This window comes from Dyella acidisoli (assembly GCF_030160295.1).
Taxonomy (GTDB): Bacteria; Pseudomonadota; Gammaproteobacteria; order Xanthomonadales; family Rhodanobacteraceae; genus Dyella_B; species Dyella_B acidisoli.
In genome coordinates, this window is record NZ_BSOB01000017.1 from 82,500 (window position 1) to 103,277 (window position 20,778).

Here is a 20,778-nt window from a genome sequence, read left to right on the forward strand (position 1 = left end):
TATGACAATAATCTTCAGGCTATCGTTGACGGATCATGCGGCGACGCGTAGGTGGTTATGTAGTACTTCGAAGTAGGAGGCGGTCAGATTTAGTTGGTCTTGAGCACTTTCTGCGCGGTTCACTACATCTCGAAAAGCTCCATTTTCCGGCCGATCTTTGGCGTACCAGCCCAAATGCTTGCGCGCAATGCGTACGCCCGCGTGCTCGCCATAAAATCCATACAGGTGTTCGAGGTGGCCGAGCAGGATGGTTGAGACCTCGAACAGCGATGGCTCGGGAAGCAACTCGCCGGTAGCGAGATAGTGTGCGATTTCGCGGAAGATCCAGGGGCGGCCTTGCGCGCCGCGGCCGATCATCACTGCGTCGGCATGGGTGACGTCGAGTACGTGCTTGGCTTGCTGTGGCGTAGTGATGTCGCCATTGGCAAGCACCGGAATGCGTACGGCGGCTTTCACTGCAGCGATGGTGTCGTATTCGGCTTCGCCTTCGTATTTGTCGGCGCGGGTGCGACCGTGCACGGCGAGTGCGGCAATGCCGTTGTCTTCGGCAATGCGCGCTATGGTGAGTGCGTTCTTGTGCTGGCGATCCCAGCCGGTGCGGATTTTCAGTGTGACCGGTACTTCCACCGCATCCACTACTGTTTTCACGATGCGCGCCACCAATGGTTCATCCTGCAGCAGTGCGGAGCCGGACCACACGTTGCAGACTTTCTTGGCAGGGCAGCCCATGTTGATGTCGATCAACTGCGCGCCATGGGCAACATTGAAGCGCGCGGCTTCGGCGAGCATGGCGGGGTCGTAGCCGGCGATCTGAACGCTGACGGGTTCCGGCTCGCCTTCGTGATCCATGCGTTTGAGCGACTTGCGGGTTTGCCACAAGCGGGGATCAGCGGTGGTCATCTCCGATACGGCAAGGCCCGCACCCAGCCGTTTGCACAGCAGGCGGAAGGGTTTGTCAGTGACGCCGGCCATGGGGGCGAGCACGACGGGCGGATCGATGCGGTAGGGGCCGATTTGCATCGACTTATTGTAGCGCCACGCTGTCCCGGGGCCGGATTCGGAAGAGATTGGGAGGGAGTGGGCGCTTGTGGGTGGGCTTGAAGTAAGTGCTCACCCCACCCCAACCCTCCCCTGCAAGCAGGGGAGGGGGCAAATTCGTGAATCAGTGCGCAGGGGCGCCCTGCAGAGCTTCCGGCACATGCTTGTGTTTGAACAGAAACACGAACACCACGGCCACCACCAGCGAATACGCCGCGAATGTGAGCCAGATGCTGTGCCAGTCCAGTGAGTGATCCGGGCGGGTGAAGTAGGCATCGATTACCAGGCCGCTGATCGAGCTACCGAGCACCGCACCGACGCCATTGGTCATCAGCATGAACAGGCCTTGCGCACTGGCGCGGATGGCCGGGTCGCTCTGGCCTTCCACGAACAGCGAGCCGGAGATGTTGAAGAAATCGAAGGCCATGCCGTAGACGATGCACGACAGCACGATCATCCACAGCCCATTGCCCGGATCACCGAACGCGAACAGGCCGAAGCGCAACGTCCATGCCAGCATGCTGATCAACATGACGGTCTTGATGCCGAAGCGTTTCAGAAAGAACGGAATCGCCAGGATGAACAGCGTTTCCGACACCTGCGAAATCGACATGATGATTGCGGGATACCGCACTGCGACCAGATCCTTGTAGGCCTCCACATGCGCGAAGTCGTGCAAGAACGTATCGCCGTAGGCGTTGGTCAATTGCAGCGCGGCGCCGAGCAGCATGGCGAAGATGAAGAAGACCGCCATTTTGGCTTGCTTGAACAGTGCGAACGAGGTGAGGCCCAAGGCATCCAGCCAGGAGTGGTGGGCTTCGCCGCGCAGGCGCGGCGGGCAGGGCGGTAATGTGAAAGCATAGACGCCTAGCAGCAGCGCAGCGCCTGCGGCGACATAGAACTGGCCGGTGGTGGTTTCCAGGTGCAGCAGGCTCACCATCCACATCGCCGCGATGAAACCCACGGTGCCCCACACACGAATCGGCGGATAGACGCGCACTACGTCTGCGCCGTCCCGCTTCAACGCGTTGTAGGCCACCGTGATCGCCAGCGAAATGGTGGGCATGTAGCACATCATGTTCAGCAGCATCACCCAGAACAGCGTACTGGGCTTGTCGATGGTTGGCACGATGCACAGCACCGCCGCGCCAAGGATGTGCAGGCAACCGTATAAGCGCTCCGCGCGTATCCATTTGTCTGCGACTACGCCGAGAATCGATGGCATGAACAGCGAAGCGAGGCCCATGGTCGAGAAGATCGCGCCAAACTGGGCGCCAGACCAATGCCGGTTCTGGAACCAGTAGGCGCCGATGGTGATCAGCCACGCACCCCAAACGAAGTACTGCAGGAAATTCATCGCGATGAGTCGCAACTTCAGGCTCATGGGTTGGTTTCCTGCATGTGTTCGTTCCCCTGGGTGATGCGTATAGGTTTGTGCTGTTTCGGGAATGCCGGTCATTGCCTATCGTCATTCCGGCGAAGGCCGGAATCCAGTTGAGTGCATCGTGCGAAGCGCATCGACATATTTCGAGTGCTTCGCAGGACGTGTTTAAACTGGATTCCGGCCTTCGCCGGAATGACGACTGGCAAGGGTAAACATCCCCTACAAAAAGCCGGGCGAGCCCGTACATGATGCTCCGGCAGCGTAGAGGAACCCCGGCCCGGCCGGCAAGGCTCGCCGCGGCAGTGTGGGTGGCCCGCTCGTGCCGCTACACTGCGTAGAGTTTGCCGGAGCGACCCCATGAGCCAGTTCATCACCATCGCGATCGTCCAGATCATCGCCCTGATGAGTCCCGGGCCGGATTTCTTCTTCGTCTCGCAGACGGCGGTGAGCCGGTCGCGGCACGAAGCCATGGCGGGCGTGGCGGGCATCACTCTTGGGGTGGCGATGTGGGCGGGACTGGCGCTGCTTGGTCTGCAATTGTTGTTGCACCGGCTGATCTGGCTGGAGCGCCTGATCGCGATCTGCGGCGGCCTTTATCTATGCTGGATGGGTCTGAAGATGCTGCGCAGCGCGCTGACCAAGCCTGCGCAGAATCAAGCAGCGCAACCCGTGCAGGTGTTCGTTGGCGCTTGGCGCTCGCTGCGCAATGGCCTGCTCACCAATCTTGCCAATCCGAAAGTGGTGATTTATTTCGGCAGCATTTTTTCGGCGTTTGTTGGTACGGGTATCTCGCCGGCTGCGCGCTGGGGGTTGTGGGCGATGGTAGTGGTCGAGACGTTTCTGTGGTTCTCGTTCGTGGCCGGCTGCTTTGCCTTGCCGGTGATGCGCCGTGGCTATCTGCGCCTCAGCCGCTGGATTGATGGTTGCGCCGGTGCGGTGTTCATGCTGTTCGGGCTGCACCTGATCTTTTCCCGTCGAGCCACCTGAGCTCGTGGGTTGGGGTTTGCACCCCAACCTACAGCACGCGCGCCACTTCGCTGCGTAACACCGGCAACAGCTCCACTTCAAACCACGGATTGCGCTTCAGCCACGCGCGATTGCGGGGACTTGGATGCGGCAGCGGCAATATTCCGCGAGCTAGGTGTTCGCGCCATGCCAGCATGGTGTCGGTGAGCGTGGCGCCTCGCTGTTCGCTCAGAACGCCGGCTTGCGCATACTGTCCGATCGCCAGCGTCAACTGCACACACTTCAGTAGGGGCATCAATCGCGGATGCCAAGTTGGTGCGCATTCGGGACGCGGTGGTAAATCGCCGTTACGGCCACTCCCAGGAAAGCAGAAGCCCATGGGCACAATCGCAATGCGCTGTGCGTCGTAAAACAGATCGCGATCGACACCCAACCAATCACGCAACCGATCACCACTGACGTCATTGAACGGGATGCCGGTGGCGTGGACTTTACGCCCCGGTGCCTGGCTGACGATCAGCAAGCGTGATGATGCGCTGGCTTGCAACACTGGACGCGGTCCATCCTTTAGCTGCGCGGCGCAGAGATGGCATGCTCGAATATCGACGAGAAGCGCATGGAGTGCATCGCTCTCTGTCATGGCAGCAATTTGCCCGGATTCATGATTCCCTCCGGATCGAATGCAGCTTTCACACTGCGCATTAGACCCAGCGTGCCAGGTTCCAGTGCCAGTGGCATGAATTCACGTTTCACCAAGCCAATGCCGTGCTCACCGGAGAGCGTGCCCTGCAAAGCAATCACCAGCGCGAACACTTCTGCGAGGCAGGCATGCGCGCGCTGACGTTCGGCATCGTCGCGCGGCAGCAGGTTTACATGCAGGTTGCCGTTGCCGGCGTGGCCGAAGGTGACGATCAACACATCGTGCTTGCGCGAAAGCTCGCGGATGCCATTCACCAGCTCAGGAAGTCGACTTACCGGCACGACGACATCTTCGTTGATCTTGTTCGGTGAAATCGTGCGTTGCGCGGGCGACAGGGCTTTGCGTGCGGACCATAACGCCTGTGTTTCCTCGGCGGTCTGCGCGATACGCAGCTCTTCCAAGCCCTCGCCACGCGCTGCTTGCGATACGGCGGCGACCGCGGAAGGCAAGGTGTCCGGTTCGCCATCGACTTCGATCATCAGCATTGCGCCGGCCAACGGCACATCGTCGCCACCATAATCGCGCGCGAGTTTCAGCGCCACATCATCGATGAATTCCAATGCGCATGGCGTGACCGGTTGCGCCATGATGCGCGCTACGGCATGCGCCGCGCTGTTTACGTCACGATAAGTGGCACGTAGTGTGCGCATGCCCGAAGGTTTCGGTGTCAGCTTGAGCGTGGCTTCGGTGATCAGCGCAAGCGTACCTTCCGAGCCGATCAGCAAGCGTGTGAGGTCGTAGCCCGTCGCACCTTTGCTTGTGTATGTGCCGCAACGAAAACTTTCACCCGTGCCGGCCACGGCGCGAAGGCCGAGTGTGTTTTCGCGCGGGCTGCCGTATTTCACTGTACGCGGCCCGGCCGAATTGCAGGCAAGATTGCCGCCGATGCTGCACCAAGGTGACGACGTGGGATCGGGCGGCCAGAAGAAGCCATGCGGCTTCAGCGCATTTTGCAGGTCACCATTAAGCACACCAGGCTCTACGACAGCTAGGCGATTGTCCGGATCGATGCGCACGATGCGATTCATGCGTTCGAAGCTCACCACGACGCCGCCGTTTACCGGCACGGTGGCCCCAGTGGTGTTGGTGCCACGCCCCCGCGCCACGATGGGCACGTGATGCTGCCGGCATGTGCGAACGAGCGCTTCTACTTGTGCATGTTCAGTCGGAAACACCACGGCATCAGGCAAGGCATTGCAACGCGAGTTGTCGTAGGCGTAGGCGAGTCGCTCGGCCTCACCCACCGACAGCGCGTGGGTGGCAAAGATGGCGCGAAGGGTGTCGAGCAGGGCAGCGGGAAGTGGCATATAACCAGTTTAACGCCGAAGCGTCGTAAAACCCGTGTATTGAGCGGCTCGCCAACGCGTTTGGGGTCAGTGCTTGAATGGCACCAAGTCGGGCGGCGTCTCGCCAGTCCAGGCGCCGCTTTTTCCTGCCATCGCGCAGATCGCTTGGTACTGGCTCAAGGCACGATAGTCGTCACCTGTCCACAACCGCCCGTACTCGTTTGGCGGATCGCAGGTGCCCGTGTAAGTCCACGCGGCACCACCTGTATATGGGGGCAGTGGCTTCCAGCATGGATCGGGAAGGTCTTGGCCTTGCGTGCAGAAAGCGAAGGGATCATTAGCTCTGAACTGCAAGGTTCCTTGCGCATTGATAGTAAGAGCGAGCAATGTTGCAGCTATGAAAATCGAGCTCCTCATTAGGGCTTCCTTAGCTTCCGTGCCGAAGTGGGATCTTGTCCTTTGCATGGGTATTCGTGAAGGTGGCGCTGCTTCGCTATCGAGCCACTCATAAAGCGAGCATGGTTTGGATGCTCCATCATGAACATGTGGCGTGATGCATGTATAAGTCATCGCGTTGACGTCGATGGCTACGATGCGTCACGACTTGCATCGGACAAAGTCCTTTTCGAGGCTATTCCACGTTTCACGAGCATTGAAATCAGCCTTTAGCGCAGCGCCACGTGTCGACTCGTCGAGGAAGCCATTCATGCCATGCGCAATGAGATAGTCCGGGTAGTAACTGGGTGGTCCAAGTCGACGAATCTGCGCGCAAAAAGCATTCAATGGTGTTTCGTTGTCCGTAATGGCATGAAGTGCTTCATCAAATGTTTTACGCTGTGTTTCGCTCATGTATGAGGCCATGCGCAAGGCGACAATGGTTCTCATATCTCCCACGCTAGGATCGGCAACTCTGGCTATATCGAACTTGGTGTACGAATTGGCTGTTATATACAGGCGTGCTGCCTTGTCATAGTCGCCTTCATCAGCGCATTGCGCAAAGCTGGCTATCAAGTCGAAGGGTGTATACGTATTTTTTACGTCCTGCATCGATAGGCAGGGGATTCCGTGGGCATTGGCATCTCCTATCGAAACTTTATGTTCGGCTACGCCGTCCTGTGCTGGAGCATCGGCGTTACTGGATGAGGGGCTTGGCATGGAACATGGGCTTTCCTTTCGCCGTGTGTCGCAGACCAAGACTTTGGCTAAATACTTCATGCTCTCATTCATTTGCTCATCAGTCGGTTCGTAGTGCGTCGCCAACTGCACCACATAAGCGGCGTCATTGCCCTGAATGAATTTGAAGAGTGTTATTTCCGGTGCCTGCCTTGGATTTTTGAACTTGCAGGAAGCAAGCCATAGATGAACGGGGTAGCCGTTCTCTTCGCCGTCAAGCTCCGTAAAAGATTCCGAATTGGAAACGTCGCAGGCTTGCTCGAAGCGATCGCCAGTTTGCTTCTTGTAATAGGGGTAGAAGGCAGGATCGTCGATGCCGTGAAAAATCTGAGTTGTGACCATTTGAGTCCAGTGGTCCACCGTCTCGCCCTTAGGAATCATCTCGGTCAAGGTGATGTGGTTGGGGGACTGCTGATTAGCGACCTCGAAATCCTTGGGCAAAACCTGAAGAATATTTTCTCCCTCAAGCTGAGAATCGGCGGCGCCTGCAACGAATGTCGCCAGCATGGCACCGAAGATCAAGGAGAAGGTCGCATGAAGTGTTTTGCTGTAATTCCGTTTCATATTCTTTGTCCTATTAACCGTTCGATTTGTGGAGACAGCCTTTCTTGTTGCCGTGAGGGAGCGTTCCTACTGATGGATGTGCTTCGTATGTTCCTGAGTCTGCTCGTGTCGGCGTGCCGGCATATGCTCGCGTGCGCTTTCGTCAGTTCTTTGCTGCATAGCCCGCATACAGGCCTCACTGCTTAGCACCAATGGCGTATTCAGTGCGGTCGCGGTCTCTACACGAGCGATCCAAGGCTTTACGCCCCAAAGATCCTGTTCGCCTTCTTTACACACCGCAAATGCGTAGGTGGCGTCCTGGCTGAGCGCTACACGATCGATCTGAGAAAGACCATTTGCTGCTGCGGCCGCCGCCAGCGCGCCCGCAAAACGACCGTCGCGTTCGGATGGTGCTACGCCATGCTCGTTATTGAGTTGCTGTATGCCCTGCAGGCTTTGCTGAAACAGCGCGTGGCTAGGGTGACTGGGATCGTCCAGCAAGATGCGAGAAGTGGGAGTCGTAGATTTGGACTCAAGTCGACTGCCTGCATCACTAAGCGATTGGGAGAGGTACGCCATGCTGTCGTTCATGGCCTTTGTACTGCGTGCCATCGCATCATGCGCGTTGTCGAACGCCTCACCCACGACGTGGGCTGTCTTGACGGTGGTGTCTCGTGCCGTCTCGAATGTCTCAAGCCAACGTGCCGCTGCAGCGACTGTCACGGCCTGGCTGGCTTCGTAAGCGAACTTTTGCACTTCCCACCGGGCCGATATCACTGTTCGTGCCGTTAGTACATCTTGTCGGAAGCGGTCGACCATGGCGTGATGGGCGCCATAGCGGGCGGTATTCTCGGCATCGAGAGCCGAGTGACCTTGTGCATCCGGTACGAAGTTGTCGATGCCATGCGCACCTGGGTCGATCGCGTGAATCACATTGCGCCCAAGACCCGCCCCATCTTCGTGGTAATGTGCATGGGAAAGGCGATCGATATCCTGTGTGGTGGCATAGACTCGTACTTCACCGAAGTGCGCGCTGGCGGCGCTCACTACGTCAGTGGCGCGTACGTGATTGATAACCTGCGATCCGCCTTCTGGAACGCCATGCATCAGGCCTGCAACCCCATACGCATTGAAGGTTTCACCATGCAGATGGAATTTGTATGCCGTAAGTTCGGCCAGTGTGCCGCCTAGGGAATGGCCGGTGACGGTGATGTGTAGAGGGGCATGTGCTTTTTCGGCGGCTATCTTGGCTTTTGCTATCGCGCGCTCGGTAAATGCTTCAGCGGCAGGCGCTTGGGCATTGAGGCCGGTAACAACCATGCCGAAGTCGGTAAGGCCATCCTTGATCGGTTCGCGGCCGAACTCGGTGCCGCGATGGGCAATGATCACCTCACCAGTGAAGTGGCCGTTGACGTCCAGCTTCTGGTAAGCCGTGCCTTGGTAGCCAGTGAACGGATCGCTATCAGTGTCGAGGATTTTGTACTTATATTTCCCGATGGAAACTATCCTGTCCTCGTCTTTTTCTTTTGTTCGGTCCTTGTAGGAGTCCTTTGACAGAGCTGCATAGTCATTAGAATCCAGGCTCATTCAAATCGCTCCTTGGAGGAAAGCGTTACGGAGAAGAAATCGTCTCGATAGTGAGCAACGGTCTCCGACATAGTGGAGCCGGCGTAATGCATATCCTTGATCGAGTTATCCCCATAACCGCTCTTCGGGAAATAAATCGTCACTGACTGTTGCGCAACGATCTGTTTTTGCGATATGTCTGGGCTGAAGGTTGCTTCTTGGAATTTCAAGCGCGCGATCGCCGCTGTCATCGACCAATGACATACGCCAAGCCCGTAGTAGTCCTCGTCTTGCAACAAGTCGAGATGAAGGGTGCCCTTGTATTGGTTATCACTGACTCGACTGAACGCAATCGGCGGGCTTTGGCCGGGCGGTGTACGGTAAATGCCAGTGAATCTTTCGTATGGGGTGCACTGTTCGTTGGCGACATCGTATTGCATGAATCCGGTCACCGAATCGAACAGGCCTGGCGCATCCTTGATCGTCAAGGTGATCTCGTAGCGCACCTTCGGGTTTGTGTTGTGTTTGATATCGGGTGTGCTCATGGTGGAACCGCAGGAAGTAGTGGCCAAAGTCAAAAACAGGGCAAAAGATAGGAAAAATGTGGATTTCATTATGGCGCGTTTATTGAACAAGTACTGCAGGGCTGCAAGTCGTTAAGTAGACGTGGCAATTGGTGTCTTTGTCCTTCTTGCACGCCTTCATTCCAGCTTGAATGGCCTCGTCTTCCGTTGCACCCGATTCCACATTGAACCAGTTGTCACCTGCGACCATGGCACCGCAGCTGTTGCTATAAGAAATAGCGTACCTGCACTGGATTCCGCCCTTGGTCGTGCAGTCTTCCAATGCAGCTTGCCTAGCCTGTTCTCGCCCTAATTTGCTTGTGGAAAATCCAACCACACCTTTGTTCGCGTCGGTATAAATCGCCCCCCAGCGAGACTCCCATCGCGGAGGTGGCACAGTGGGAGTTTGTGGCGGCCGCTGTTGGTCATAGCCGGGAATAGGTGCACAGCCATAGTTCCGCAGCGCGGATCAGCTTGGCTTGTTTGCTTACGGTGACCGAGTTGGCGGCATCGCCATGGCTGGCGCGTAGGCGGTGCCGCACTTCAACGAACACCACGGTGTCGCCGTCGCGCATGACGAGATCCAGTTCACCGTAGCGCGTGGTGTAGTTGCGCGTGAGCAATTTGAGCCCAGCGCCCTCCAATTCAGTGCATGCGCGTTGTTCGAACGCGCTCCCTGCAGCACGCATCAGCCACCGTTGGGTTGGGTGGCTGGCATGGGGGTGGTGCCGGCCGGCGCGGATGCACTGCTTGCGGGAGCAGGGCCATCAGGCGTGCTGTCCATCTGCAGGCTGGCGTTGCTCGGGCGCGCTACGCCATCTTGGAATTTCAGCCAAGTCAGCACGCGCTTCACGTGGCCGAAGGTATCCACGGTAAGTTGACCCGTTGCGCCGGGTAGGTAGCTGCCTGGATGGTTGTGCAGCCAGTCGAGGTAAGGCACGAGGTTCCATGCATCCATGCCGAACGCGAACAGTTGGGCCGTTCCGCCATGCGCGGCGGGTAGCTGTGCCGCGATGTCGTGATAGCCGGGCAGGCCGGTTTGTGCGTCGAACAGCCACGGGGCGCCGCAGAATTCCACGCCTTCCAAGTCGCGATCCGCTGTGGCGTTATCGCTGCCGCCATAGATATGCGATGTGCCGAATACGGGCAGGTTGATGCGCACAATGCGCAACTGCGGCAGCAGCAGTCGTGCTTGCTCTGCACGCATGCTGATGAAAATGCCCGCGTCGGTTCCGGCATTGCCGGCATTCAATGCGTTGACGGCATCACCGTAATTGACGCCGCTCGCCGGCAACTGTGCGGTGCCGGTGATCTGTCCGCCCTTGGCTTCCAACTCTGCCTTGAATGCTGCTGCGGCGCGTTTGGCGAAGTCGTCGCCGGAAATGAGTACGTAGGTATTGTGTAGGCCGCGCTCGATCATGTGATCGGCGGCCTGCGCGCCTTCGTCTTCAGGCATCAGGGCAAATTCGCTTGCCGTACCCGCCGGCAGGGTTTTGTTATCCGAATGATTGAGCGCCAGCACCGGAACGGGCAGCGATGGCTGGCCGAGCACAGCCATAACTTCCGGGCGCGCCAACGGACCGATCACCATCTGCGCGCCGTCGGCTACAGCCTGGTTATAAGCCTTGACCGCGCTGGCGGCATTGCCGCCGCTGTCATAGACGCGTACCGTGGCGCGTGGCGCATGCGTGTCGGACGACTGGAAGTAAGCGGCAAAGAAGCCTTCGCGAATGGCTGCGCCTGCAGCCGCCAGGCCGTCGCTGTTGGGCAGCAAGAGCGCGACATGTGCGGGCATTTTGTAGCCCTCGCGCACACTGGCGCCGCTGCCAGGCACCAGTGTGCCGACGGCTTGTTCCAGATTCGGCTGTGCCTGTGCCACCGTCACGCCCAGACGGCCGAGTGCTTCATTCACCCATGGCAGCATGCGATCACCTTGCTGCATGGCCGCTGCGCGTTGCTTGAGCGGTTGCGCACCGAGCTTGGTGAGTAGCGTCAGCGTCTGATCGCGATTCTGTTCGCGATCGGCGCCATGCAATACGTCGTCCATTTCGACGCGCGTGCGCGCTGCACCCCATAGATCGCCTGTGCCAGCGAGCGCATCGGCGCGCAGGATCAGCAAGCGTGGACGTAGATTCGCCGGTACGCTCAGATCCGGCTGCGTGGTCAAGCGCAGCGCGGTGGCTGGGTCGCGCTGGCGCAGTGCGATTTCTGCGCGCAGCAAGTCCAAGCGTACGGGTTCGTCATCGCTGAGTCGGTCGCGCTGGATGCCCGTAACAAGTGGCGCCGCGCGATCCAGCGCGTTTTCTTCGCGATAAGCTTCGGCGGCCAGCAGCTTGTAATGATCGACGCGGCTCGGCGTTTGCGCGGCAAGCGCCAGATAGGCTTGTGCGGACTGGTCGAATTGCCCCCGATTGCTCAGGTCGGCAGCGTTTTGCGCTGCGGCGATCTCTGCGGGCGAACGTGGCACCACGGACGGCACGCAGGCGCTCAAGAGCATTGAAATCAGCAGTCCTGACGCGGCGAGACGACCTGAACGCATGGATTTCCTCGATCCCATGGGGGCAATTGCGCGATCATAGCCGATCGCATCGTTGCTTCGCCGCGAAAAGGGTTCCGGAATGTCATCCAAGCAAATGGGCTGCCTGTGGGTGGTCGCAACGCCAATTGGTCATCGTGATGACATCTCCGCGCGCGCTATCGAAACCTTGCGCAATGTCGCGTTGATTGCCGCTGAAGATACCCGGCACAGCCGTCCGTTGATGCTCCAGCACAACGTCAGCACGCCGCTGGTGGCGTTGCATGAACACAATGAGCGCGAAGCGGTGGCTGCCATCGTGCGGCGACTGGAGCAAGGCGAATCTGTGGCGTTGATTTCGGATGCCGGTACACCGTTGATCAGCGATCCGGGTTTTCGGCTGGTACGCGCAGCGCGTGAAGCGGGTATCCGTTGCATACCGGTGCCCGGCGCGTGTGCGGCCATCACGGCGCTTTCCGTCGCAGGGCTTCCCAGCGATCGCTTCGTGTTCGAGGGCTTTCTGCCACCCAAATCCGCGGCACGTCGCAGTCGCCTGGAAGAACTTGCGAGCGATCCGCGGACGTTGATCTTTTATGAATCCTCGCATCGCATCGCAGAGAGCCTTGCCGATATGCGCGATGTGTTCGGCGCGGAACGTGAAGCGGTGCTGGCGCGCGAGCTCACCAAAATGTTCGAGACAGTGATCGGCGAGCCGCTTTCGCAATTGGCAGCGCGTGTGGTGGAGGATCCGAATCAACAGCGCGGTGAGTGCGTGGTTCTTGTCGCAGGGCGTGGTGACGATACGGATGCGAAGCTAGCCGAAGGGCGTCGCGTGTTTGCAATCCTGCGCGAGGAGCTTCCACCCGCGAAGGCAGCGAAATTGGCCGCGGCGATCAGCGGAGCGCCACGCAAGCAGCTTTATCAGGAGTGAGCGTAGGTTGCGGTGCAAACCTACTCACTGCTTCCACCAGCTACACTATCCAACGGAGTCGGCCGGACAGTCGCGTCGCGCCATGTGCGCATCGAGGAAAGTCCGGGCTCCACAGGGCAGGGTGCCAGGTAACACCTGGGCAGCGTGAGCTGACGGCCAGTGCAACAGAAAGCAAACCGCCGATGGCCTCAAAAGGGCACAGGTAAGGGTGAAATGGTGCGGTAAGAGCGCACCGCGCGCGGGGCCAACGCCGCGTGGCACGGTAAACCCCACCCGGAGCAAGACCGAATAGGGGAACGATAACGCGGCCCGCGTTGTTCCCGGGTAGGTTGCTGGAGCCAGGCGGTGACGCCTGGCCGAGAGGAATGACTGTCGCGCCGCAAGGCGTACAGAACCCGGCTTATAGGCCGACTCCACCTTTCATTCAGGACAGAGTGAAGAGGAGCGGGTAGTGAGAGAGCGGATCGTCCGGCTTTTCTCTCACTCCCCCCTCCTCTTTGCTTACTTCCTGCGGGCAAAAATCCATGCCAATCAAGGCTCTTGCCGGTCTTTCTAGAAAACACTGGAAATTTCGCCACAACCGCGCCTTTCTTATTGATTCACAAGCAAAAAATTGTTGACAGTCTCAAAAGGCGAGACTATCGTGGGCCCCTGTGTGAAATCGTGGGATTTCGTGGAGTTTTCTAGGTCGTGTTCCAGGGCGAAACCGCCATCACCGTCGATGACAAGGGCCGACTGGCCATCCCGACTGCGTATCGGGAGCTGGTCACGAGCGCTTGCGCCAATCGGTTGGTGATCACCTACAACCCGTTCGAGTCGGGCTGCCTCTGGCTGTTCCCGCACGCTGAATGGGAGCGGGTGCGCGACCAGGTGAACGCCTTGCCGAGCGTCAAGGCCGTACATCGTGCCTTGCAGATGAAGCTGGTCGGTGCGGCGGCGATGCTGGAGCCGGATAGCGCCATGCGCATCCTGTTGCCGGCCAGCCAACGCACTGCGGCCGGCATCGAGAAAAAGGCGGTTTTGCTAGGCATGGGCAACAAGTTCGACCTGTGGAGCGAACAGGCCCACCTGGCCAAGATTCGCCAGACCATCGGCGAAGACGAAATCAGCGACGACATGGCGGACCTGCGCCTTTAGACCGAAAGGGTCGGCGCGGGATGAATTCGAACAAATGCGGGAGTGCGGCATGGCCGACCTGTTGCTGCACATCCCGGTGATGCTGAATGAAGCGGTGGAGGGTCTCGCCGTGCGGGAAGGCGGGCGTTATCTCGATGGCACCTTCGGACGCGGCGGTCACGCCCGCGTCGTGCTGTCGCGCCTGGGTTCGGATGGTCGACTGCTGCTGATGGACCGTGATCCGCAGGCCATCGCCACCGCGCAAAAAGAATTCGCCACCGATCCGCGCGTGTCGATCCGTCACGCCAATTTCTCCACGCTGGCCGAATGGGATGAGACGGCCATTGGTCTCGACGGCGTGCTGCTCGATCTCGGCGTTTCCTCTCCGCAGCTGGACGAAGCCTCCCGCGGCTTCAGCTTCATGGCCGATGCGCCGCTCGATATGCGCATGGACCCCACACAGGGCGAAAGTGCCGCCGATTTTCTCGCCCGCGCCGAAGAACGCGAGATCGCCGACGTGTTGTGGATCTACGGCGAGGAGCGCTTCAGCCGGAAGATCGCCCGCGCCATCGTAGAGCGCCGCAAAGAATCGCCGATCACCCGCACCGGCGAACTCGCGGCCTTGGTGGAGCGCCTGATCGGTCGGCGCGAGCCTGGCAAGCATCCGGCTACACGTACGTTTCAGGCGCTGCGCATTCGCGTGAACGGCGAACTGGAAGCGCTCGAGCGTGGGCTCGAAGCGGCACTCGACCGGCTCAATCCCGGTGGCCGCTTGTCGATCATCAGCTTCCATTCGCTGGAAGATCGCATGGTGAAGCAATTCATCCGTGATCATTCCGGTCGCGTGCAAGGCAGTCGCCGCGGTCCTCCCGTTGCTGCAGCGCCGGCTAGGCTGGCTGCGATCGGCAAAGCGCAATTTCCTTCCGAAGCGGAGCAGTCGGCGAACCCGCGTGCACGCTCCGCTGTGCTGCGCGTGGCGGAGAAGCTGGCATGAGGGCCGTCGGCATCTTCTCGCTCTTGCTGCTGCTGGTGGCGACGATGGTCAGCGCGATCGCCGTGGTATGGACGCGCCACCAGAGTCGCGCGCTCTTCGTGCAGTTGTCGCAACTGCAAAGCCAGCGCGACGCATTGAACATCGAATACGGCCAGCTCGAACTGGAGCAGGCAACCTGGGCCGAGCCGCGCCGCATCGACAACGAAGCGCGCACGAAACTCGGCATGTTCACGCCCCGTCCGCAGGACGTGCAGTTGGTGCGGCCATGAATCGGCTGCAGCACGCCATGGCTCCGAAGCCCAGCTCGCGCCGCAAAGGTGCGGGCCCCAGCACGCGTCGACGCATGTTGCTGGTGATCAGTTTGCTTGGTATCGCATCGCTGGGTCTGATGGCGCGTGCTTTCGATCTGCAGGTGGTGCGCAAACAGTTCTACCAGGATCAGGGCGACGCGCGCTTTCTGCGCGTGGTGCCGATCGCCGTGTCGCGCGGCACGATCTTCGACCGCAATGGCGAACCGCTGGCGGTCTCCACGCCGATGGTGTCCATCACCTGCGTGCCGTCGGAAGTGCTCGACAACGCCGACCGCATTCCGGCGTTGGCGCAGGCGCTGGGTACCAATGCCGATGAGCTGAAGTCGTACCTGGAGCAGCGTGCCGATCGCGATTTCGCTTATCTGCGCAGGCAGATGAGTCCGGAAGCGGCGCAAGCGGTGCTTGCGCTGGGTGTTCCGGGCGTCAACGGTCAGCGCGAGTACAAGCGCTACTACCCGTCGGGTGAAGTGACCGCGCACGTGCTCGGCTTCACCAACATCGACGATCATGGCCAGGAAGGCCTGGAGCTTGCGTTCGACAATTGGCTGGCCGGCAAGCCAGGTGCGAAGCGCGTGATCCGCGATCGCATGGGCCGCATCGTCGAAGACGTGGAACAGGTGCACGCGCCGCAGCCTGGGCAGAATCTCACGCTCAGCATCGATCGCCGCATTCAGTTCCTCGCCTATAGCGAACTGAAAAAACAGTTGCAGGATCTCGACGCCGATTCTGGTGAGATCGTGATTCTGGATATAAGCACCGGCGAGATTCTCGCCATGGTGAGCTTACCTACTTACAACCCTAACGTCGTCACCGGCAGCCCGGCCGCGGCACGTCGCAACCGCACCGTGACCGACGTGGTGGAGCCGGGCTCCACCATGAAGACGTTCACCATGGCGGCCGGCCTTTCCAGTGGCAAGTACACGCCCACGTCGCCGATGGTCGATACGGGCAACGGCCACTGGATGTTCATGGGTAAGGACATCCGTGACGTGGAGTCCGGCGGTAACGGCGTGCTTACGCCGACCGGCGTGCTTACCAAGTCAAGCAACATCGGTGCGGCCAAGATCGGGCTGTCGCTGGATACCAAGTTTCTGTATGACACGTATCGCGCGTTCGGCTTCGGCGAAAGCACGGGCAGCGGTTTTCCGGGCGAATCGGTCGGTCTTCTGCGGCCCGGCCGAAGCTGGCGCCCCATCGAAAAAGCCACCATGGCCTATGGCTATGGCCTTAACGTCACGCCGCTGCAACTGGCCGTTGCGTACGCCACGCTGGCGGATGGCGGCGTGATGCACACGCCCACTTTCATCAAGGGCGGTAGCGATGCAGGCAAGCAGATCATTTCGCCAACTATCGCCCGGGAGCTGGTGGACATGCTGGAGACGGTGACTGCGCCGGGCGGTTCGGCCACGCGCGCGCAGATTGCCAACTACATCGTGGCCGGCAAGACCGGCACGGCGCATCTGGCATCGGGCGGAGGTTACGCCAAGAACAGTTACAACTCGCTGTTCGCTGGCATCGTGCCCGCCACTGATCCGCGCTTGATTGGCGTGGTAGTGATCAATAACCCCAAGAAAAACGTCTACTACGGCGGTGTGGTTTCAGCACCGGTGTTTCAGAGCGTCATGACCGGCGCGCTGCGCCTGCTTGACGTACCACCCGACAACATCGGGCGCTGGTACGTCGGCGGCCCGTTGCAGGCGGGCGGAGGATTGGCTGGTACCGCGCCGCCACAGAACGCACAACAAGATGATCAATCCGCCGTGGAGGCCGTAGAGCCATGAACGGCCAGCGTCTGGATCATCTGCTTCAAGGCATCGCCGAAACGAAGGCCGCAGGGCCTGTCGTCGTTTCCGGGCTTGCGCTGGATTCGCGTCAGGTGCGCAGCGGCGATGCGTTCTTCGCGCTGCGCGGTACGCGCGGACACGGCATCGAATTCGTACGCGGTGCGATACAGCGCGGCGCCAGCGTGGTGTTGGCCGAAACGCCGGCGCCGGCCGACTTGGAAGATCCAGGCGTGCCGGTGCTATGGATCGACGGGTTGCACGCTTTCGTGGGCGAAATCGCCTCGCGCTTTTTTGGCCGTCCTTCGGAATCGATGCGCGTGATCGGCGTAACCGGCACTAACGGTAAGACGTCCACCGTGCAATTGCTGGCGCAGGCGCTGGAACATCTGGGGCATCGTGCCGCCACCATCGGCACGCTGGGTGCTGGCCTGCATGGGCAATTGATGGAAGGCGAACGCACGACGCCCGACGCAATCGCGGTGCAGCGGCTGTTCGCCGAGTTCCGCCGCGATGGTGCCTCGCACGTGGCGATGGAAGTGTCTTCGCACGCACTGGAGCAAGGGCGCGTTGCCGCCACCGCGTTCGATGTTGCCGCGTTCACCAATCTCACGCGCGATCATCTCGACTACCACGGCAGCATGGAAGCCTATGGTGCGGCCAAGGCCAAGCTGTTCGCATGGCCGGGATTGAAAACCGCAGTGATCAATATCGATGATGCCTTCGGTCGCCAATTGATTAGCAAGCTGCCGCCGAGTGTTCGCGGATGGCGGCTAAGCAGCGCAGGCAATGAGCACGCCGATATCGAAGCCAGCGATATCGTCACCTCGGCCGAAGGCGTGGCATTCAAACTGCGCACGCCGTGGGGCGCCCAAACGATTCGCAGCCACTTGCTTGGTCGCTTCAACGTGGCGAATCTGCTCACCGTCATCGGTTGCCTCGGTGCGCTGGGCGAATCATTCGAACGTATCGTCGAGGCGGTCGAAGCACTCGATCCGGTGAACGGCCGCATGAATCGCATTGGCGGTCTGCGTGGATTGCCTCTGGTCGTGGTCGATTATGCGCATACGCCCGATGCATTGGAGCAGGCGCTCAACGCGTTGCGCGCACATTGCGAGGCGCGGCTGATCTGCGTGTTCGGCTGCGGTGGTGAGCGCGATCCGGGCAAGCGTCCGCAGATGGGCGAAATCGCCGAGCGGCTGGCCGACGTCGCCATCGTCACCGACGACAACCCGCGTGGCGAAGATGGCGACGTGATCGTCGCGCAGATTTTGGCCGGCATGGCACGGCCACAGGCAGCCACCGTGCAGCGCGATCGTGAAGCGGCGATTCGTGCGGCATTGACGATGGCGCGTACCGGAGATGTCGTGTTGATTGCTGGGAAGGGCCACGAAACCTATCAGGAAAGCGCGGGCGGCAAGCGCGCGTTCGACGACATGGCAGTCGCGCGCGCTGCCTTGGAGAGCCACGCATGATGCAGCTGAGCGCCATTGCCATGTGGACGCACGGACGGCTGCACGGTGTCGATGTCAGCGTGACTGGCATCGCCATCGATTCGCGCAAGATAAAGCCAGGCGATCTGTTCGTTGCGTTCAAGGGCGAGCACGTGGACGGCCATAACTATCTCGCCGATGCGAAAGCGCGCGGCGCAGTGGCGGCTTTGGTCGAGCATCGTGTGGAAGGTGACCTGCCGCAGGTGGAAGTGCAGAGTTCCGAACTGGCCTTGGGCGACCTGGCCAGTGCCGTGCGCGCGCAGCGCAACGCACGGGTGATCGGCATCACCGGTTCGAATGGCAAGACCACGGTAAAAACCCTGGCTGCGTCGATTCTTTCGCGCCATGGCCGCACGCACGTCAACACCGGCAGCTACAACAACGAGATCGGCCTGCCGCTGACGTTGTTGTGGATGCCGGAAGATACTGAATACGCTGTACTCGAAATGGGTGCAGGTAAGCCCGGCGACATCGACTATCTCGCTGCCATCGCCAGGCCCGATATCGGCCTCGTGAATCTCATCGCACCAGCGCATCTTGAGCGGATGGGTACGATCGAGATGGTGGCAGAAACCAAAGGCGCGCTGTATCGCGCGCTGCCAGCGGATGGCGTGGCGGTGGTCAACGCCGACGATGCTTTTGCCAGTTTCTTCATGGGTCTGGCTGGTGGGCGCCGAGTGCTGCGTTTTGGCCTGGATCACAAGGCTGACGTGGGTGCGGAGATTCTGGAGCAGCGCGTGGACGGTTCACGCTTCGTACTGAGCACACCGCACGGTGATGCAGAAGTGCAGTTGCCGCTGCCGGGTCGCCACAATATCGCCAACGCGCTCGCTGCAAGCAGCATTGCGCTTGCACTGGATGTTCCGCTGGACACCATCGTCGCAGGCCTGGAACAGGCGAGCGCCGTCGAAGGCCGGCTGAAACGCATCGCGATGCCGGACGGCTGGACGCTGATCGACGACAGCTACAACGCCAATCCGAGTTCCATGTATGCAGCGATCGACACGCTGGCGTTGGCCAGCGGCGAGCGCTGGCTGGTGTTGGGCGACATGGCCGAACTCGGAGCGGACGCGCGCGCTCTGCATGCGGGTGTCGGACGTCATGCGCGCCAGCAAGGTATCCATCGTCTGTTCGCAGTAGGCCCGTTGAATGCCGCCGCTGTGGAGGCGTTCGGCGAGGGCGCTACGCATTTTGCCGACAAGGCAAAGCTGATCGACGCGTTGCGTGCCCAAGTGCACGCGGGCGTCACCTGTTTGATCAAGGGCTCGCATTCCGCGGGCATGGAACACGTAGTGACTGCACTTAAGAGCAGCCGGCCAGAGGGGGGCGCACACGATGCTGCTTGAACTGGCCGAATGGTTCGCACGGCATTTCGCCACGCCGCACCTTTTCCAATACATCACGTTCCGCACGATCATGGCGGCGCTGACGGCGATGGCGATGTCGCTGCTGTTTGGTCCTGCGCTCATCCGCAAGCTCGCCGCGCTCAAGGCCGGCCAGGTGGTGCGTAAGGAAGGTCCGCAAACGCATCTTTCGAAAGCAGGCACGCCGACCATGGGTGGCGTGATGATCCTGCTGTCGGTTGCCATCGCCACGCTGCTATGGGTGGACCTCAACAATCGCTACGTGTGGCTGGTGCTGTTGGTGCTGCTCTGCTACGGCGCGATCGGTTTCTACGACGATTACCGCAAGCTGGTGTTGAAAGACAGCCGCGGGCTCGCTTCGCGTTGGAAATATTTTTGGCAGTCGGTGTTCGGTTTGGGTGCGGCGTGGTTTTTGTTTCACACGGCCAATATTCCGGCGGAAACGGCGCTATACGTGCCGGTGTTCAAGCATGTGGCAGTACCACTGGGCGTGTTCTTCATCGTGCTCGCGTACTTCATGATCGTGGGCTTCTCCAACGCGGTGAACCTCACCGACGGGTTGGATGGCCTTGCGATCATGCCGACTGTGCTGGTGTCTGGCGCGCTGGGCATCTTTGCGTATCTCGCCGGTAACCGCGTGTTTTCCGAATACCTGGGAATTCCCTCGATTCCCGGCGCAGGCGAACTCGCGATTTTCTGTGGCGCACTGTCGGGGGCTGGCTTGGGTTTTCTGTGGTTCAACACCTATCCCGCGCAGGTGTTCATGGGCGACGTCGGTGCGCTGGCCATCGGCGCTGCGCTGGCGGCGATTGCGGTGATCGTGCGGCAGGAGATCGTGCTGCTGATCATGGGTGGCGTGTTCGTGATGGAAACAGTGTCGGTGATGATGCAGGTCGCCAGCTTCAAGATGACCGGCAAGCGCATCTTCCGCATGGCGCCGATCCATCATCACTTTGAATTGAAAGGCTGGCCCGAGCCTCGGGTCATCGTGCGGTTCTGGATCATCAGCGTGGTGCTGGTGCTGATTGGCTTGGCGACGTTGAAGGTGCGTTGA

At 60.1% G+C, this 20,778-nt stretch carries 20 protein-coding genes and 1 other RNA gene; 10 read left to right on the plus strand and 11 right to left on the minus strand.

Annotated elements, in window-relative coordinates; genetic code table 11:
- Positions 1-33: 33 nt before the first annotated feature.
- Together dusB and QQJ86_RS09825 are read right to left on the minus strand one after the other, a co-directional pair.
- Positions 34-1,020 carry a tRNA dihydrouridine synthase DusB gene (gene dusB, locus QQJ86_RS09820; RefSeq protein WP_284320759.1) on the minus strand — a complete coding sequence of 329 codons (987 nt, stop codon included), beginning with the start codon at positions 1,018-1,020 and terminating at the stop codon, positions 34-36.
- A gap of 142 nt (positions 1,021-1,162) precedes the next feature.
- On the minus strand, positions 1,163-2,422 hold the full coding sequence (locus QQJ86_RS09825; RefSeq protein ID WP_284320760.1) for a nucleoside permease: 1,260 nt from the start codon (positions 2,420-2,422) through the stop codon (positions 1,163-1,165).
- A 357-nt stretch (positions 2,423-2,779) separates the two neighbouring features.
- Here QQJ86_RS09825 and rhtC point away from each other — a divergent pair, with 357 nt between their 5' ends.
- Positions 2,780-3,409: a threonine export protein RhtC gene (rhtC, locus tag QQJ86_RS09830; RefSeq protein WP_284320761.1), complete on the plus strand. Its 630-nt coding sequence runs from the start codon at positions 2,780-2,782 to the stop codon at positions 3,407-3,409.
- 28 nt (positions 3,410-3,437) lie between these two features.
- On the opposite strand, the gene QQJ86_RS09835 is transcribed toward rhtC, so the two are convergent.
- From QQJ86_RS09835 to QQJ86_RS09870, 9 genes are all read right to left on the minus strand, one after another.
- Positions 3,438-3,938 carry a uracil-DNA glycosylase family protein gene (locus tag QQJ86_RS09835; protein WP_425604584.1) on the minus strand — a complete coding sequence of 167 codons (501 nt, stop codon included), beginning with the start codon at positions 3,936-3,938 and terminating at the stop codon, positions 3,438-3,440.
- A gap of 86 nt (positions 3,939-4,024) precedes the next feature.
- Positions 4,025-5,395, minus strand: coding sequence for an FAD-binding oxidoreductase (locus QQJ86_RS09840; protein WP_284320763.1), 1,371 nt, complete (start codon positions 5,393-5,395; stop codon positions 4,025-4,027).
- Positions 5,396-5,461: 66 nt separating this feature from the next.
- Complete coding sequence (locus QQJ86_RS09845; protein ID WP_284320764.1) at positions 5,462-5,791, minus strand: hypothetical protein; 330 nt, start codon at positions 5,789-5,791, stop codon at positions 5,462-5,464.
- A gap of 180 nt (positions 5,792-5,971) precedes the next feature.
- A complete protein-coding gene (locus QQJ86_RS09850) occupies positions 5,972-7,111 on the minus strand; it encodes a hypothetical protein (protein ID WP_284320765.1) in 1,140 nt (379 codons plus the stop codon).
- A 66-nt stretch (positions 7,112-7,177) separates the two neighbouring features.
- A complete protein-coding gene (locus tag QQJ86_RS09855) occupies positions 7,178-8,677 on the minus strand; it encodes an XVIPCD domain-containing protein (protein WP_284320766.1) in 1,500 nt (499 codons plus the stop codon).
- The gene (locus QQJ86_RS09860; RefSeq protein WP_284320767.1) at positions 8,674-9,201 is read right to left on the minus strand and encodes a hypothetical protein; all 528 of its coding nucleotides are present in this window, start codon (positions 9,199-9,201) and stop codon (positions 8,674-8,676) included. Before QQJ86_RS09860 ends, QQJ86_RS09855 begins: the two co-directional genes overlap by 4 nt.
- 79 nt (positions 9,202-9,280) lie before the next feature.
- Positions 9,281-9,616 (minus strand): DUF4189 domain-containing protein, encoded by a 336-nt coding sequence (locus tag QQJ86_RS22825; RefSeq protein WP_423372837.1) that lies wholly within the window; start codon positions 9,614-9,616, stop codon positions 9,281-9,283.
- 28 nt (positions 9,617-9,644) lie between these two features.
- The gene (locus QQJ86_RS09865; RefSeq protein WP_284320768.1) at positions 9,645-9,908 is read right to left on the minus strand and encodes a YraN family protein; all 264 of its coding nucleotides are present in this window, start codon (positions 9,906-9,908) and stop codon (positions 9,645-9,647) included.
- Entirely contained in the window at positions 9,908-11,758 is a 1,851-nt protein-coding gene (locus QQJ86_RS09870) for a penicillin-binding protein activator (RefSeq protein ID WP_284320769.1), read from the minus strand. Before QQJ86_RS09870 ends, QQJ86_RS09865 begins: the two co-directional genes overlap by 1 nt.
- A gap of 79 nt (positions 11,759-11,837) precedes the next feature.
- Between QQJ86_RS09870 and rsmI the strand changes: the two genes are divergently transcribed.
- The 9 genes from rsmI to mraY all read left to right on the plus strand — a co-directional run bounded on the left by rsmI (position 11,838) and on the right by mraY (position 20,778).
- Positions 11,838-12,665, plus strand: coding sequence for a 16S rRNA (cytidine(1402)-2'-O)-methyltransferase (rsmI, locus tag QQJ86_RS09875; RefSeq protein ID WP_284320770.1), 828 nt, complete (start codon positions 11,838-11,840; stop codon positions 12,663-12,665).
- Positions 12,666-12,719: 54 nt separating this feature from the next.
- Positions 12,720-13,084: RNase P RNA component class A (gene rnpB, locus QQJ86_RS09880), an RNA gene on the plus strand.
- A gap of 271 nt (positions 13,085-13,355) precedes the next feature.
- Positions 13,356-13,802 carry a division/cell wall cluster transcriptional repressor MraZ gene (mraZ, locus tag QQJ86_RS09885; RefSeq protein WP_284320771.1) on the plus strand — a complete coding sequence of 149 codons (447 nt, stop codon included), beginning with the start codon at positions 13,356-13,358 and terminating at the stop codon, positions 13,800-13,802.
- A 49-nt stretch (positions 13,803-13,851) separates the two neighbouring features.
- The gene (gene rsmH / locus QQJ86_RS09890) at positions 13,852-14,775 is read left to right on the plus strand and encodes a 16S rRNA (cytosine(1402)-N(4))-methyltransferase RsmH (protein ID WP_284320772.1); all 924 of its coding nucleotides are present in this window, start codon (positions 13,852-13,854) and stop codon (positions 14,773-14,775) included.
- On the plus strand, positions 14,772-15,044 hold the full coding sequence (ftsL, locus tag QQJ86_RS09895; protein ID WP_284320773.1) for a cell division protein FtsL: 273 nt from the start codon (positions 14,772-14,774) through the stop codon (positions 15,042-15,044). Before rsmH ends, ftsL begins: the two co-directional genes overlap by 4 nt.
- 17 nt (positions 15,045-15,061) lie before the next feature.
- Complete coding sequence (locus tag QQJ86_RS09900) at positions 15,062-16,867, plus strand: peptidoglycan D,D-transpeptidase FtsI family protein (RefSeq protein ID WP_423372836.1); 1,806 nt, start codon at positions 15,062-15,064, stop codon at positions 16,865-16,867.
- Positions 16,864-18,342: a UDP-N-acetylmuramoyl-L-alanyl-D-glutamate--2,6-diaminopimelate ligase gene (locus QQJ86_RS09905; protein WP_284320775.1), complete on the plus strand. Its 1,479-nt coding sequence runs from the start codon at positions 16,864-16,866 to the stop codon at positions 18,340-18,342. Before QQJ86_RS09900 ends, QQJ86_RS09905 begins: the two co-directional genes overlap by 4 nt.
- Positions 18,339-19,706 carry a UDP-N-acetylmuramoyl-tripeptide--D-alanyl-D-alanine ligase gene (locus QQJ86_RS09910; RefSeq protein WP_284320776.1) on the plus strand — a complete coding sequence of 456 codons (1,368 nt, stop codon included), beginning with the start codon at positions 18,339-18,341 and terminating at the stop codon, positions 19,704-19,706. The genes QQJ86_RS09905 and QQJ86_RS09910 overlap by 4 nt, the downstream gene beginning before the upstream one ends.
- Positions 19,696-20,778, plus strand: coding sequence for a phospho-N-acetylmuramoyl-pentapeptide-transferase (mraY, locus tag QQJ86_RS09915; RefSeq protein ID WP_284320777.1), 1,083 nt, complete (start codon positions 19,696-19,698; stop codon positions 20,776-20,778). The genes QQJ86_RS09910 and mraY overlap by 11 nt, the downstream gene beginning before the upstream one ends.

What these genes read in the sequence shown, in the direction of transcription:
- dusB (WP_284320759.1), bottom strand. Translation starts at nt 1,020, where the DNA reads ATGCAAATCGGCCCCTACCGCATCGATCCGCCCGTCGTGCTCGCCCCC.
- QQJ86_RS09825 (WP_284320760.1), bottom strand. Translation starts at nt 2,422, where the DNA reads ATGAGCCTGAAGTTGCGACTCATCGCGATGAATTTCCTGCAGTACTTC.
- rhtC (WP_284320761.1), top strand. Translation starts at nt 2,780, where the DNA reads ATGAGCCAGTTCATCACCATCGCGATCGTCCAGATCATCGCCCTGATG.
- QQJ86_RS09840 (WP_284320763.1), bottom strand. Translation starts at nt 5,395, where the DNA reads ATGCCACTTCCCGCTGCCCTGCTCGACACCCTTCGCGCCATCTTTGCC.
- QQJ86_RS09845 (WP_284320764.1), bottom strand. Translation starts at nt 5,791, where the DNA reads ATGAGGAGCTCGATTTTCATAGCTGCAACATTGCTCGCTCTTACTATC.
- QQJ86_RS09850 (WP_284320765.1), bottom strand. Translation starts at nt 7,111, where the DNA reads ATGAAACGGAATTACAGCAAAACACTTCATGCGACCTTCTCCTTGATC.
- QQJ86_RS09855 (WP_284320766.1), bottom strand. Translation starts at nt 8,677, where the DNA reads ATGAGCCTGGATTCTAATGACTATGCAGCTCTGTCAAAGGACTCCTAC.
- QQJ86_RS09860 (WP_284320767.1), bottom strand. Translation starts at nt 9,201, where the DNA reads ATGAGCACACCCGATATCAAACACAACACAAACCCGAAGGTGCGCTAC.
- QQJ86_RS09865 (WP_284320768.1), bottom strand. Translation starts at nt 9,908, where the DNA reads ATGCGTGCTGCAGGGAGCGCGTTCGAACAACGCGCATGCACTGAATTG.
- QQJ86_RS09870 (WP_284320769.1), bottom strand. Translation starts at nt 11,758, where the DNA reads ATGCGTTCAGGTCGTCTCGCCGCGTCAGGACTGCTGATTTCAATGCTC.
- rsmI (WP_284320770.1), top strand. Translation starts at nt 11,838, where the DNA reads ATGTCATCCAAGCAAATGGGCTGCCTGTGGGTGGTCGCAACGCCAATT.
- rsmH (WP_284320772.1), top strand. Translation starts at nt 13,852, where the DNA reads ATGGCCGACCTGTTGCTGCACATCCCGGTGATGCTGAATGAAGCGGTG.
- ftsL (WP_284320773.1), top strand. Translation starts at nt 14,772, where the DNA reads ATGAGGGCCGTCGGCATCTTCTCGCTCTTGCTGCTGCTGGTGGCGACG.
- QQJ86_RS09900 (WP_423372836.1), top strand. Translation starts at nt 15,062, where the DNA reads ATGGCTCCGAAGCCCAGCTCGCGCCGCAAAGGTGCGGGCCCCAGCACG.
- QQJ86_RS09905 (WP_284320775.1), top strand. Translation starts at nt 16,864, where the DNA reads ATGAACGGCCAGCGTCTGGATCATCTGCTTCAAGGCATCGCCGAAACG.
- QQJ86_RS09910 (WP_284320776.1), top strand. Translation starts at nt 18,339, where the DNA reads ATGATGCAGCTGAGCGCCATTGCCATGTGGACGCACGGACGGCTGCAC.
- mraY (WP_284320777.1), top strand. Translation starts at nt 19,696, where the DNA reads ATGCTGCTTGAACTGGCCGAATGGTTCGCACGGCATTTCGCCACGCCG.